Raw genomic sequence first — 13,217 nt, 5'->3', positions numbered from 1 at the left:
TGCCCAAGGACTGGAAATTGAAGTTTAATTGGTTATGTAAGTGCTTCCATTCCCTGTGTAGCTTCACTCTAATGCAGGATAGGAGTCGTGTCAATAAAAAATATACATGTACAGTTTTTTAATTTTTCTGCTGTACTTGTACGCCGTAAAAGGCAAGCATCGGCAAAAAAGTGGCCGAATCGAGCGGCAGCACGGCGGACGGATCGACCTCCGCGGCTCCGTGCACCTCGGATTTCCCGACGATCTTTCGCTCCAGATGAAGGACGACACTCGACGTTCCTTCTACGGTCCAATTCGCGATGCCGAGCTCCCCGGCCTCGTCTTCCGCCCGAAACGGCCTCTCGCGCAGGCCGATGTTCACGAGGGTTCCCGCGACCCCGTCGAAGCGCAGGCGAATAGCCGGCTCCCCTTCCGCGGATATCTCGACCGCCTCGGCGACGTTCGGAGCCTTGAAGTGCAGGCGCTTACCGTATACCGCGCCGAGCGCGGTCCGCGCCAGCCGTTCTCCCAGCAGCATGTTGCCTGCTGGCCCGCTATGAATTTGGTCCGAGAATGGGCAGTCCAGCGAGGGCACGACGTATACATTCGCCAACTCCTCCGCGGCGCGGCGCTGCATTTCCCGTACGACTCCCCATTTCCGGTTCCACGCGAAGGCCTCCTCCGGCGACTGGTAATATCGGTTCAACTGAACCGTAAGCACCGGCAGCGCCGGGTCGCCGAGCAGCTCGCGCCAGCTTCCGACAAGCGCCGCGAACCGCGCGCCGTACGTCCAAGCCTCCTCTTCCGTCCCCGTGTCCGACTCCCCCTGGTACCAGAGCACGCCTCTCGCCTGCCCGCCCGCGAGCGCGAGCGCCCGCCTCAGCTTGATATCCAGCAGCCCGCGGTTCGGAGCCCAATCCTTGAGCGGCGCTCCGCCCTGGGCACCCATGACGAAGCCGACGGGATAGCCCGTCTCTCTTCTCACCATCCTGCCGAACGCTAGGAACGGCGAATGGCCGGTATTGCACACCTCGTACACGTTCCAATAGATCGTCCCCGTCGATTCGTTAAACGGATGAGAGGCAAGATCCCACGAGCCGTTGTCCCGCAGCACGTGCACCCCCATCTCCGGCGGGTCGTGGAACGGCCCTCTTCCGTAGCCGGCGGCATTGCTTTGCCCTGCGATGATCCACAGGTCGCCGACTCCCACGTGGTGAACGATATCTCCGCGATACGGCCAATTCGCGACGGTATGCTCATCCACGGCCAAGCACGTCTCGATCCGGTATAATCCGCCTGCCGGCACGTCCCGCAGCTCCACTTCCCACTTATCGTCGCCGAACATCCGACAAGCTGTCCAACCGACGGTCTCCGTCCCGTCATTCTCGTTCACGACCCGCCCGTAAACTTCCGGGCGGCCATTCGTCTCCCCTTCGAAATGCCAGCTCCCCGCCAGTCTTATGTCCGCCGCTCCCCCGCGCTGCTGCAGGATTTGCCAGTTCGACGGTCCGCGCTCGATGCGCACGCCGAGCTGTTTCCACTCCGTCATGTCCGTTCCCCCTTCGTTCATCGTGTTCATCCGTAATCATACACGTTTCATCATATAGTTTGTACTAGTACAAAAATATTTGACAATGCGGCAGCATTCATACTACGATGAATAGGATGGTACTGCCTTTTCTTCCCTATTTCCGCCGATCGCTCTGCGAGTGTCACCAATACTAGAAACGATAAAATGAGGAATTCCATGTCGACTTTCATACCTGCATACCGCAAAATCAAAGAATATATTCGCCTGCAAGTCAAAAGCGGCGCCCTTCTGCCGAACGACCAAATCCCGTCGCAGATCGAGCTGATGGAGCTGTTCGACGTCAGCCGCGGCACGGTTCATAAAGCCATCGCCGAGTTGACCTCCGACGGCGATATCTACGGCATTCACGGCGTCGGCAATTTCATCGCCGAAAGCGAAGCCCCGATCGCGGCCGCTCCCGCGAAGCCAAGCGAATCGCCGATGCGGACGATCGGCTTGGTCATTCCGTACGATTTTCGCTTCACGCCCGACCTGCTCAAGGGCATGGAGCAGCAACTGTCCGAACGCGGCTACCGTTTGATCGTCAGCAACTCCGATGGCAATCCGAAGAAGGAAGAACAGCTGCTGACCCAACTCGTCGACGAGGGCATCCAGGGACTCGTCGTCTATACGAGCTTCACCGAGAAGATGCACGCGCCGATCGCCCAATTGCAGCGCAACGGCTTCCCGTTCGTGCTGGTCAATCTTTACCTGACGACGCTGCCCTGCGATTTCGTCGTATCGAATAACGTCGAAGGCGGCCAACTGGCAGCCACCCATCTCGTCGAACTCGGCCACCGGTCGACGGCGGCGTTCATCTGGACGGACATGCGGGAGATCGCTACGATCAAGGAACGCCTGATCGGCTACTCCCGCATTATGGCCGAGCACAAGATCGCTTTCGGCAAGAACCGTATCTTCGGCTGCACGTCGAAGCAGTTCAAGGAGCGCGCGGGAAACGAGTACAGCAAGGATTTCTATTCCCCGCTCGAGGAGCCGCTGCGCGAGGCGCTCGCCGCGCATCACGATTTATCGGCGATCTTCTGCATCAACGACGTCATCGCCCTGGAGCTGATGCGGTGTCTCGCGCATCTGGGCATCCGCGTGCCCCAGGACATCTCGGTCATCGGCTATGACGACAGCGCCTTCGGCACGCATATCCAAGTGCCGCTCACGACCGTGCGCCAGAACTTCTACGAGATGGGCCTGCAGGCCGCCGATAAAGCGATTGCGCTTATCGAAGGACCGAATCGCATGACGAGCGGCATCTACCTGCCGACGCAGTTAATCATGCGGAACAGCACCGCAGCGCATTCGCTTTCGGACACGGACACGGCGTCGCAAGCCTAACAAAGAAACGGCGCGCCCCGAGGGGCGCGCCGTTCGCGCGTTGGATTCATTTATCAGGACGAAGACCGTTTACGCTAGTTTGTTTCATTTATCAAGACGAAAGCCGCTTTACGCTTCGTGATTTTACGGCTTGACCCTCTGCTTCTAGGTCCAGGCCACTTGCTGAAACGTATTCGTGTTCGCGGATTCGTTGGCCTTCAGGCATAATAGCGCGCTCAGCAAGCCGTCGTTCAGCGAGGTGTCGGAACGCCCCGTGCCGTCCACGATCTGCGCGAAATTTTGCAGCAGCTTGCCGTCTCCCCCGCCATGTCCGTCCATCGCATTGAGGTCGAAACGATGGGTCTCCACGCGCGCCTCATGGTGCATGTCGATTCGCAATTCGCCCGTATACCAATCGAATTCGAGCGTGCCCTTGTAACCGAGCAGCCGCGCGCCCCGCTTCTGCGCGCCTCTTCGGGCGAAGAAATTTTGCGAGTAGCTCACGTGCATGCCCGTCTCGTATCGAATGAGCGCGCTGCCCGAATCCTCGTTGCCGGTATCGACCGCGAAGCAGCAGTACTCTCCCCACGGCTTGTTCTCCGGCTTCAGCGTGCTTTCTTCGCAGGAATGCTTCTCCTCGCAATCCCGGCACATGAGTCCCGCGGGCTTATCGCCTTTGAAGATCTGCTTGGATTTCATGGCGCATACGGCAGTCGGCTGCATGCCGACCAAATAATTGACGTAATCGAAATCATGCGTGGCTTTCTGCAGGAACAAGCCTCCGGTGATGCTCTCGTCCCGGTACCAGCTGTGGTAGTAGACGCCGCCGTAAGGCACGTTGTTCACGGCCTGCACATGCTCCACCGTTCCGATCTTCCCGGAGTCGACGATCTCCTTCGCCAGCTTCACGAGCGGCGTATTGCGCAGCGGGAACGAGACGACCACTTGCGAAGCCGAGGCCTCATAACCGGCTTTCAACCGAAGCAAATCCTCGTACGTCGTGGCAACGGGCTTCTCAAGGAATAATGGCAGATTACGCTTTAACACCTTCAGCGCCATTTCGGTGTGCAAGTTACAGCGGGTACCGATCACGACTCCATCCAAATCCGCCCGGTCAAGCATGTCATCCGCGTCTTCGAACCATTGAATGCCGTTCGCGGCATCTCCCATCGAAGCAATCAGTTCTTCCTTCCGCAGGTCCGCGATCGCTGCAAGCCGCCAGTCCGCGTTCCTCTCCTCCAAATTCCCGAATAAACCGCCTACTCTGAGTCCATATCCGATGATTCCAATCCGTTTCGTCATCTCCCGGAACCTCCGCCAGCATCATTTTGACCGTCATAGTTGTTGATTGTCGTGCTACTAGTTCAAATGATACTATAGGATCCATCAGAAGTATTTGCTTGTCGCCGTTATAAAGTTGTCTATATGCGACTTCACGAGAGAAAGGAATCGGAAATCCGTGGACATGACCTCACCTGCGGCCGCCAGGCCGCCAAGCAACGCGTGGATGCCGAGTATCCATTGGGCGCAATATCAACGCGCCTCCAACTACCAAGGGCCCGAGAGGCGCCTGTACGATTTCGAAATCATGGCCGTTCTATCAGGCGAGATTACCGTTCATTTCATAGACGAGCCCGAGACGCTTCGTTATTATCCGGGCGACCTTATGTTTCTGAGCGCCGCGGAGAGACATCGCATTGAAATACCGGCTAGCGCGGACACCCATATGCTGGGCATCCACTTCGACTTCTTCGACGACTTCGAGCCGACGCCCGATATCCCTATGGTCGTTGACGAGGATCGCGTCCATGGCGAGCTGTTCTGCCAGTCGCCGACGGGACCTGACGGCGAGCGGCTGTTCGCTCGGAAATATCCATCGCTGCCCGCCGATATCGTGAAAAGCATGGAATTGGCATGCGAGGAATTCATGACCGCCCGAGCGGGATACGATCTCGTAACCCGCGGGGCCATGCTGCTCGCGCTCGCGGCCATCCTGAGACAGCAGAACGTTCCGCGGCGTCCCGCTTCGGCTGCTTACCTGTCCGGGCTTCGCGAATTGGCCGACGAACTCGGCCGCAGCTTGCATCTATCCTGGCCCAATGCGGTGCTGGCCGAACGCCTGAACGTCAGCGAGGACCATTTTGTCCGCCTGTTCAAGGAACAATTCGGCGTGACCCCGAATCAGCACGTGCAGCATCTGCGGCATCAAGAGGCCAAACGCTGTTTGAGGGAGACCGACATGAAGGTCGAGGCCATCGGTAGCTCGATCGGGTTCGCAAGCCTGCATCACTTCAGTCATGCGTTCAAGCGATGGCAGGGCGTGTCGCCGCGTGAGTATCGGAAGATGTGTACGATCTTGTAGCACGACGGGTTTAAAGCGCTCGTACCAGAGGCTTGAGCGAACCATGCACGTTCTAGCCGTCCTCGGACGGATTGATCAGAGCCAACACCTGGTGATCCTCCCACACGCCGTTAATCTTCACGTTGCTGCGCGAAATCCCCTCTTTATGGAAGCCGGCATGCTCGAGCACCCGAATCGACCCCGGATTCCGCGGCGAAACTTCCCCGACGATCCGATGGAACTTCAACTCTTCGAAGGCATATCGAACGACCTGTTTCACGGCCTCCGTCATATATCCCCTGCCATTATGCGCCTGGTCGAGGCTGTAACCGATCATGCAGCTCTGAAGCGCCCCGCGAGTGACGAAGGACAGCGACACGTCGCCGATAATCCTGTCATCCTCTCGATGGCACACCACGAACAAATAACCGCGATCCGACTCCCTGTCCGACTCGCTCTTCCGGATGGCGTTCAACTGCTGTTCTTCACGATCGAAGCCTTCCGGTTTACTTGGGGAAAACTTCTCGAAAAACTCCCTGTTTCGCCTATAAAGCGCCGCCAATTCGGCGGCATCCGCATCTCCGGGGAACCGGATATACACGCGCTGCTCCGACATTTTGCACCATCCTCGTTGTTTTCATGATCCTTCGCTTACGGTCCGCATACGATTGATGGCCCATTATAACCTTAATCGTAATTCCAACTGAGCTGCCCTTTTCTTATTTTCGCTGCGTAGATGATTTGGCCCGAATGAAAATGTACCTCCCTAAACATCGATACGATAAGGTTCAGCGCCGTCGTTTCGTTATTTACTTGGCTGTATGTAAGAGGGGGCCGATGAAGGAAGGGCTGCGTCATCAATAACTCCGGTGCAGATCTGAGATGTTCCAGATAGCGAATCAGAATATCAAAAGCATCGCCGGCCTTTGTTTTCGCTTGCTCTTTTGACATTGCGAGCCCTTTTTCGAATTCCTTCTCTCGATCCCTCGTGTCGGGAATATCGAGAAGAATGGTTTCGATTCGCGAGTGTACCGCCCCTCTTATATGAGCAATTAAGTTCGCGATGCTGTTGCTTTCCGATGTCGGGGATGAAACAATATCTTCTTCGGACAATTGTTCGATCGCTTGAAGCGTCCATTTCTTCTCCGATCGGAACTTAACCAACAGGCTGTCAATTAGTTCTAAGGCAATTTCCACTGAACATCCCCCATAGTCATAGGTTAACATCCGATATCCAATCTTCGAAATGCTCGGTTACGAAACGAATCTCGCTCTCATAGTGAGCCAGCTGGAGCTTGCCGATCCGCTTTATATTCATCCTGATCCGATCGTTTAAATAACAAGAAGTAAAAGGTCACTCGAACTGAGTGACCTTTTACAGCCTCTACGTGTGATTGGTTTATTATCGTCTGTGGTTGTCGATTCGTGATCGGAACTCACCGTTAATTAGTCCTTTCACGCCATCCGATCCGATAAAATCATGCGGAAAACCCAAACCGATTCGACTCACTTCATCAAGTCGCTCCAGTTGTTGTTCCGTCAAATCGAATTCAACCGACGCCAAATTATCCTGAAGCTGCTCCACCGTTTTCGCACCGAGAATCGGAATGAACACGCCTCTCTTTTGCCGGATCCAATTCAGCGCGACTTGCGCTGGCGTTTTCCCGATTTCGGATGCGATATGCACCGCTTCATGGATGACCCGTACATTTCTTTCGTTCGACCGGTAAGCATTGATCCGCGCTTTTCTTGCATTCTCCGGCTCCTTGTGTTGATATTTCCCTGTCAACACGCCGGCGCCTAGAGGCGACCAGGCAGTCACTCCAATATCAAAAGCCTCAGCCATGGGGATCAGATCGCGTTCGGCATCCCGCTGCACTAAACTATACTCCGTCTGCAGTCCGATAAACGGCGACCAACCCTGAAGAGCCGCGAGCGTATTGGCTTGGGAGACAATCCACGCAGGCGCATCGGAGATTCCGACATAGAGTATTTTACCCGCTCGCACTTGATCGTCCAGTGCGCGCATGACCTCTTCAACCGGCGTCATAAAATCCCATACATGCACCCAATAAACGTCGATATAGTCCGTGTTCAACCGCTTCAAGCTCTGTTCCAACGATTGAACAAGGCTTTTACGATGATTTCCCCCTCCATTTGGATGCGTTTTATTCATCGAGACCGAATATTTCGTTGCGACCACGAAATTCTCACGGGCACCTGCAATAAACTCGCCGACTAATTCTTCACTCTCGCCGCCTGTATAACTGTTAGCCGAATCGATAAAGTTTCCGCCCGCTGCCGCATAAGCTTCAAACATTTTACGGCTCTCATCCTTCGAAGCGCCGAATCCTCCTGCTCCACCAAAGGTCATCGTGCCCAGCGCCACTTCCGAAACCCGCAGCCCGCTTCTCCCCAACAACTTGAACTTCAATGTCATCGTCTCCTTTGCGATCCTTCTTATGGTATTATAAAGGAAAAAAATGGTTGGAATAAGTAGGCACATTTCTGTTCCCGGTTTCAAAAAGGAAAATCACCGATGCAGGACGTGGCGCTTTTAAAAGGAGGGCAAGATGAGTATCGATAATTTCGGCGAAGGATTTTGCATGGAAGCTTATCGCAGAGCCACCTATCAGATGCCTTTTGAGGCGACGATCAATTGCGTTAACGGAAAATGGAAGCCTTACATCCTATGCCATCTCTTGGCCGAGTCCATCGTATCCGGCGGTTCCGTTCGATACGGCGAATTGCTGAGGCTGATTCCGACAGTCACGAAACGAATGTTGACGCTGCATTTACGGGAATTGGAGCGAGACGGCTTAATTAAGCGAGTCATAGTTGACGAATTGCCTCTGCGGGTGGATTACTCGATAACCGAGCACGGGAAGAGTGTTTATAAGCTGCTCATGACCATGATTGAGTGGGGAAAGACACATCTGACCTTTCTGGAGGAACAAGAACTTAAGCTTCAATATCAGGCAGCCGCCAACGGATCTTCAGATTGAACGTCATGCCCGAAGCAAAAAGGATGCGCCGCGCAGCGCGTCCTTTTTGCTGTTCTATTTCCCCCCTACGGGATAGGAGATCTTACGTCAGTGACTTACTCATTTGCATGTCCTGTTCCTCCACATAATTACGGTAGCTTCCGCCGTCATAGTAATCTATGATGTTCTCATTAATCTCTAGATACAATTGAATGGAAGGCATTTCGTAATCGGAATCCACTCGACGCCAATCTGCTGGGGATCGGGATTCTACGAGAGTCTGGACGTAGATCCCTTTTTAGTTTGCATTGGAATGTAACGCCTACGGAATAGGTGTCGCCGTGAAAGGTACGGAATATTGCACCGCCTCTTAGCCGCGCCGGCTATCAGGTGCGGACATTTCCGCCAACAGCTCCCCGATGACGCTTTCGTAATCCGAATGATCGAGCGAATAAAGCTCTTCCCGCGTCTTTCTCGAGTCCTGGTGCAGCTCGCTCGCGTCGCTCCATCGGAACACCCGCCGCATGAGCCGCGCGAGCTTCTCCGGATCCCCGCCGGAACGAACGTAGCGATCCATGATTTCGAAGTCGCGAATTCCCTTTTGTAGCAGCTTGTAACGGAGCGTCAGCACCGGCTTCCCGTCTTTGCCCGGATAGACGAAATTCGTATCGCCTGCGGGGAACAACGGGTAGTGATAGGCAATGCGTTTTAACGGGTCATTCGGCCAAACCGTGTAATTCCATCGCAGAAACCCGTCCAGTCCCCAATGACGCGCGAGCCATGGAAGAAGCCTGCTTTCCAGAAGCGGAGAGCAGATGAACGTGTTCGGCCGTTCGTTGTTGCAGGCGACGTAGAAGAGCGTCTTCCCTTTCTTCCCCTGCATGAGCGTCTCGAGCTGCTCGAACTCCCCGGCGACGCAGTCGATGATGGGCACGTGGTCGAGCAGCCCCTCCTCCGCGATAAACTCCGCGTGCCCGATCGCGACCTTGTACTGGAACGAAGGCGCCATCGCCTGCAGCGATTGCAATCGGCCCCTGAACCGTTCGAGATCCGCGGGCTCGTCGGCCGCGATGCGCACCTTGTCCGCCCAGCCGCGTTCGGCGAAGTTGTCGGACAGCGCGGCGACGTACCGTTCGAGCTGCCGTTTCTCGCGAATATAGCCGTAAGCGCGGGTGCGCTCGTCATAGTAACGAATTCGGATGGCATCGTCGTGATCGCGGATGACCCCGCCGTATCCCGCGTCTTCGAGCACCCAGATGTTCAGCAGTCCGAACACCTCGATCTCCGAATCGATTCCGTGGCTCATGCACAGCTCCACGTACCGGTTCAAGGCCCGGAAGTCGTACGTCCATTCGTCTTCCCCGCGGCGAGTTACGCGAACGATGCTGTACTCGAACACGTTCGCGGGATCGATCCGATCGTAGCAGGATGCTTGCCCGGACCACGGAATCTCCGAGACGATGACCGTGATCGCCTTCTGGCCGATCGCGGCGAGCGAGGATACGTAGTTCTCCAGAATCGCGAAATGCGCATCGCTCCAAAGCTCCACGTCGTATTTGCGGGCGATGTTGGAATTGTGCTGCCACAGGTCGAGATAAAACCTGTAGTCCTTCGGGTCTGGCAATGCCACGTCAAGCACCTGTAATTCGACTTTCAGCGTTCGGATCAACGTCTCGTCCTCGAACATGCGATGCCCGTACACGCGAATCTCCGGATAATAGACGCCGGGTTCGGCATCTGCGCCAAGCTCCGCCTCGATCCAGATCGGCTGCACCTTTCGTTTCTCGACGTACGCCGATGGCTGCGGCAGAATCATGTCCGATTTCCACTGCCGGTCGTCGTCTTCGACGAGCCCGATCAGGCTCGCGCCGATTCGGCCGTCCCCGATTCCCGTCAAAACCGCCTCTACGCGGACGATCGTAATAGGCCCGCGTTCGTAGAAGCATGTCTCTCCGTTCACCGCGACGAGCATTTCCTCGTCCGAATAGAGAAGCAGCTGCCATGCAGCCCGATCGTTCCTGCCGCAAACGAGCGAAATCGCTTTATGCTCGTCAAACGGAGCCTCGAAGCGCTGATAGACGCCGAATGCGTATTTATAGCTTTCCTCTTCCAATCCCGTAACGATCTTCATTATCGTGATCCCCTCGATTTCGTGGACGTATGGCTTATTTCAACATGAACCGAAACATTTCTTCGAACAGCAGAAAATGGCTGTCCAAGATCTCCTCCGCCGACAATCGCGCTCCGGGCGCGTCCAATCCCATATTGGATTCGAACGTCATGCTCATCCCGCCGCAAGCGTGATGAACCGCCGACGTTAGATTGAACGAAGGCGGGGAGCCGCCTTCTCTCTCCGTCCATTGGTCGACCGCCGTAAACGGCAGTCCCCGCTCCCCGCAAGCCTCGGCCATTCGTTCGTTGAACGACTGCTGCTTCCGCCTGACGGCCGCGGGCAAGTAGGCGATCGCCGGAAAATGTATCGGCTCGTTCGCCCCTCCGTGCAGCGAGACGTGGAAATCGACCGCTTCCCGATCCGCCAGCGCCAGCAGCGCCGCCGTCTCCACCGCCATCGGGGCGAAGAAATTATCGTGCATGAAGTTGACCCCGTCGTCGTTGAAGTACGACCCCAGGAAATCGGCGGCGTCCTTGATCGGATGCACCGATTTGCACGCGGTCCATGTACAGAGCGATCCGTCCTTCCACGAACCTTGCATCCAATAGACAAACTGCTCGGAAAGCGTCCCGATCAATGTATCGACCGGCAGCCTCGCCCGTCCGTCCGGATTCAAGCAAGGGATCAGCAGCAGCCGGAATCGATCGGCATTCTCATGGACGTAATCATGCCGCTTGCCCCGGTAGTCGGCGCCTGTCTCCAGCAGTCGGATCAGGTTCAATACCGCCGCGATTCCTTCGAGCTCGCCGCCGTGCACGCCCCCGACAAGGAGCAGAACGGGCTTGGCGCCTTCGCCCTTATGCGCGTAATGCGCCGTGCTGCCAGCGCCGCAAGCCGAGTTGTAGTTGGCCGTGCGGCCGAAGTCTTCCTTCTCCCCGTATTCCGCCACGTAGATTTCGCGCCCGCCCGCCGATGAAGCCAGAACGCAGGATCGCCCGCGGACGATCTCCGCCATGCTTTGTTCGATATCGGACAAGTTGCTTTTCCAAAATGGCTCGACCAACGATGACTCCTCCTTATCCGCGCTTAGGCCGCCGGTCATCCTTTGACGGATCCCATCATGGCGCCCTTGACGAAATGCTTCTGAATGAACGGATACACGAGCATGATCGGGAGCGTGCCGACGAGTATGACCGCGTATTTCAGCGATTCCAAGACGACCTTCTTGTCTCCGACCGCCGAGCTGGTCGTCATGTCCGACGTCTGCCCCATCATGACGATGTTTCGGATCATGACCTGAAGCGGAAACAGGTCGGCCTTCCGAATGAAAATGAGCGCGTAGAAGAAATTCCCCCAAATTTGCACCGCGTAGAACAGCGAGATCGTCATGATGACCGGCTTCGATAACGGAAGCACGATTCGAAGCAGAATGCCGAGATCGGATAAGCCGTCGATCTTCCCGGACTCCTCCAGCTCGCGCGGAAGCCCTTGGAAAAACGTGCGCATGATGATCAAGTACCACGAGGAGACGAGTCCCGGCAGCACCATCGCCCAGATCGTATCCAGCAAATGATAGCTCCTCACCGTGAGGTAGGTCGGGATCAGCCCGCCCGAGAACAGCATCGTGAAGACGATCATCAGCATGAATGCTTTGCCGAAGACCAGGTTTCTCCGCGAGAGCGAATAGGCCCCGATCGTCGTGAACAAGAGCGACAGCGTCGTCCCCAGCACGACGTACATCAGCGTATTTCTGTATCCGACAAGGATGCGATTATCCTGGAAAACGGCGGCGTAGGCGTCCAATCGGAAGCCATCTGGCCACAGCCCGACCCGATTCTCGACGACGCTGTCAGCGGAGCTTATCGAAACCGCTGCCATATGAACGAAGGGGAATAGCATCATGCAAGCGAATAGCCCCAGCAGCAGAATGTTGACGACGTCGAATAGTCCGGTTCTGTTATTCAATCCGCATGAACTCCCTTACCATAAGCTGGTCTCTCCGAATTTGCGGCTGATCTTGTTGCTCGCGTATACGAGCGCGAAGCCGATGACGGCCATGAACAGATCGATGGCGGTGCCGTAGCTGTAGCTGCCCTGAAGAATGCCCACCCGGTACACGTAAGTGGAGATAATGTCCGACGTATCGTAAGTCGCCGCGTTGGCCAGCAGGAATACTTTCTCGAAGCCGATCTCGAGCACGTGCCCGACTTGCAGGATAAACATGATGACGACCGCCGTCGAGATGCCGGGCAGCGTGACGTGCCGAATCTGCTTGAAGCGGCTCGCGCCGTCCATCCGGGCGGCCTCGTACAGCTGCGGATCGATCGTCGTCATGGCGGCCAAGAATATAATGGAGTTCCAGCCGGCTTGCTGCCAAATTTCCGAGGCGACGTAAATCGTCCGAAACCATTCGGATTCTTGAAGGAAGTTGACGGCGGGGAATCCCATTTGCTGAAAGAGACGGTTAAGCCAGCCGGTGGTCGGCGACAGCAGCATGACGAGCATGCTCGATACGACGACGGTAGACAGGAAATAGGGCAGGTAACTGACCGACTGCACGAACCGCTTGAACATCCGGTCTCTTAGCTCGTTCAGCATCACGGCCAGAAGAATAGGCGCGGGAAATCCGAACAGCAGCTTATAGAAACCGAGAAGCGCCGTATTCTTGACGATGACGAGGGCGTCGGGATTCTCGAAGAACTGCTTGTAATATTTCAATCCCACCCATGGGCTTGCCGCGATCCCTTTGAACAAGTTGTAGTCCATGAAGGAAATGACGATGCCGAACATGGGCACGTACTTGAACAAAACATAGTACACCAGCACGGGTGCCAGCAGCAGCAAAAAGACGCGGTCGCGCTTTAGCTGCCCGATGACCGATGACTTCAAATTCCGCATCTC

General features: G+C 55.9%; 12 protein-coding genes. 3 read left to right on the top strand and 9 right to left on the bottom strand.

The genetic code is table 11. From position 1 onward, the window contains the following. Positions 1-118 precede the first annotated feature (118 nt). Positions 119-1,528 (bottom strand): sialate O-acetylesterase, encoded by a 1,410-nt coding sequence (locus GT003_RS00105; protein WP_161693149.1) that lies wholly within the window; start codon positions 1,526-1,528, stop codon positions 119-121. 198 nt (positions 1,529-1,726) lie between these two features. Here GT003_RS00105 and GT003_RS00100 point away from each other — a divergent pair, with 198 nt between their 5' ends. Further along, positions 1,727-2,899 (top strand): GntR family transcriptional regulator, encoded by a 1,173-nt coding sequence (locus GT003_RS00100; RefSeq protein WP_161693147.1) that lies wholly within the window; start codon positions 1,727-1,729, stop codon positions 2,897-2,899. Between the two features lie 144 nt (positions 2,900-3,043). Here GT003_RS00100 and GT003_RS00095 read toward each other — a convergent pair whose 3' ends face one another. Further along, a complete protein-coding gene (locus GT003_RS00095; protein ID WP_161693145.1) occupies positions 3,044-4,180 on the bottom strand; it encodes a Gfo/Idh/MocA family protein in 1,137 nt (378 codons plus the stop codon). A gap of 163 nt (positions 4,181-4,343) precedes the next feature. On the opposite strand from GT003_RS00095, the gene GT003_RS00090 reads away from it, so the two are divergent. Beyond that, complete coding sequence (locus tag GT003_RS00090) at positions 4,344-5,240, top strand: helix-turn-helix transcriptional regulator (protein WP_239565719.1); 897 nt, start codon at positions 4,344-4,346, stop codon at positions 5,238-5,240. A gap of 52 nt (positions 5,241-5,292) precedes the next feature. On the opposite strand, the gene GT003_RS00085 is transcribed toward GT003_RS00090, so the two are convergent. The 3 genes from GT003_RS00085 to GT003_RS00075 all read right to left on the bottom strand — a co-directional run bounded on the left by GT003_RS00085 (position 5,293) and on the right by GT003_RS00075 (position 7,653). Then, positions 5,293-5,835, bottom strand: a complete 543-nt coding sequence (locus GT003_RS00085; protein ID WP_161693141.1) for a GNAT family N-acetyltransferase — start codon at positions 5,833-5,835, stop codon at positions 5,293-5,295. Between the two features lie 71 nt (positions 5,836-5,906). After that, the gene (locus tag GT003_RS00080) at positions 5,907-6,416 is read right to left on the bottom strand and encodes a DUF1572 family protein (RefSeq protein ID WP_161693139.1); all 510 of its coding nucleotides are present in this window, start codon (positions 6,414-6,416) and stop codon (positions 5,907-5,909) included. Positions 6,417-6,621: 205 nt separating this feature from the next. Further along, positions 6,622-7,653 (bottom strand): aldo/keto reductase, encoded by a 1,032-nt coding sequence (locus tag GT003_RS00075; RefSeq protein ID WP_161693137.1) that lies wholly within the window; start codon positions 7,651-7,653, stop codon positions 6,622-6,624. A gap of 139 nt (positions 7,654-7,792) precedes the next feature. Between GT003_RS00075 and GT003_RS00070 the strand changes: the two genes are divergently transcribed. Next, positions 7,793-8,224 (top strand): winged helix-turn-helix transcriptional regulator, encoded by a 432-nt coding sequence (locus GT003_RS00070; RefSeq protein WP_239565668.1) that lies wholly within the window; start codon positions 7,793-7,795, stop codon positions 8,222-8,224. A gap of 349 nt (positions 8,225-8,573) precedes the next feature. Here GT003_RS00070 and GT003_RS00065 read toward each other — a convergent pair whose 3' ends face one another. Genes GT003_RS00065 through GT003_RS00050 form a run of 4 tightly spaced genes read right to left on the bottom strand, consistent with a single transcriptional unit; the run spans position 8,574 to position 13,214 of the window. Continuing rightward, the gene (locus GT003_RS00065; protein WP_161693135.1) at positions 8,574-10,334 is read right to left on the bottom strand and encodes a DUF4091 domain-containing protein; all 1,761 of its coding nucleotides are present in this window, start codon (positions 10,332-10,334) and stop codon (positions 8,574-8,576) included. Between the two features lie 34 nt (positions 10,335-10,368). After that, entirely contained in the window at positions 10,369-11,379 is a 1,011-nt protein-coding gene (locus GT003_RS00060) for a M14 family zinc carboxypeptidase (RefSeq protein ID WP_161693133.1), read from the bottom strand. Between the two features lie 35 nt (positions 11,380-11,414). Next, positions 11,415-12,281, bottom strand: a complete 867-nt coding sequence (locus tag GT003_RS00055; RefSeq protein WP_239565669.1) for a carbohydrate ABC transporter permease — start codon at positions 12,279-12,281, stop codon at positions 11,415-11,417. A gap of 15 nt (positions 12,282-12,296) precedes the next feature. After that, on the bottom strand, positions 12,297-13,214 hold the full coding sequence (locus GT003_RS00050; RefSeq protein WP_161693131.1) for an ABC transporter permease: 918 nt from the start codon (positions 13,212-13,214) through the stop codon (positions 12,297-12,299). Positions 13,215-13,217 lie beyond the last annotated feature (3 nt).

Source organism: Paenibacillus sacheonensis (genome assembly GCF_009909195.1).
Lineage (GTDB): Bacteria > Bacillota > Bacilli > Paenibacillales > Paenibacillaceae > Paenibacillus_Z > Paenibacillus_Z sacheonensis.
This window is presented reverse-complemented; position numbering and strand designations above follow the sequence as displayed.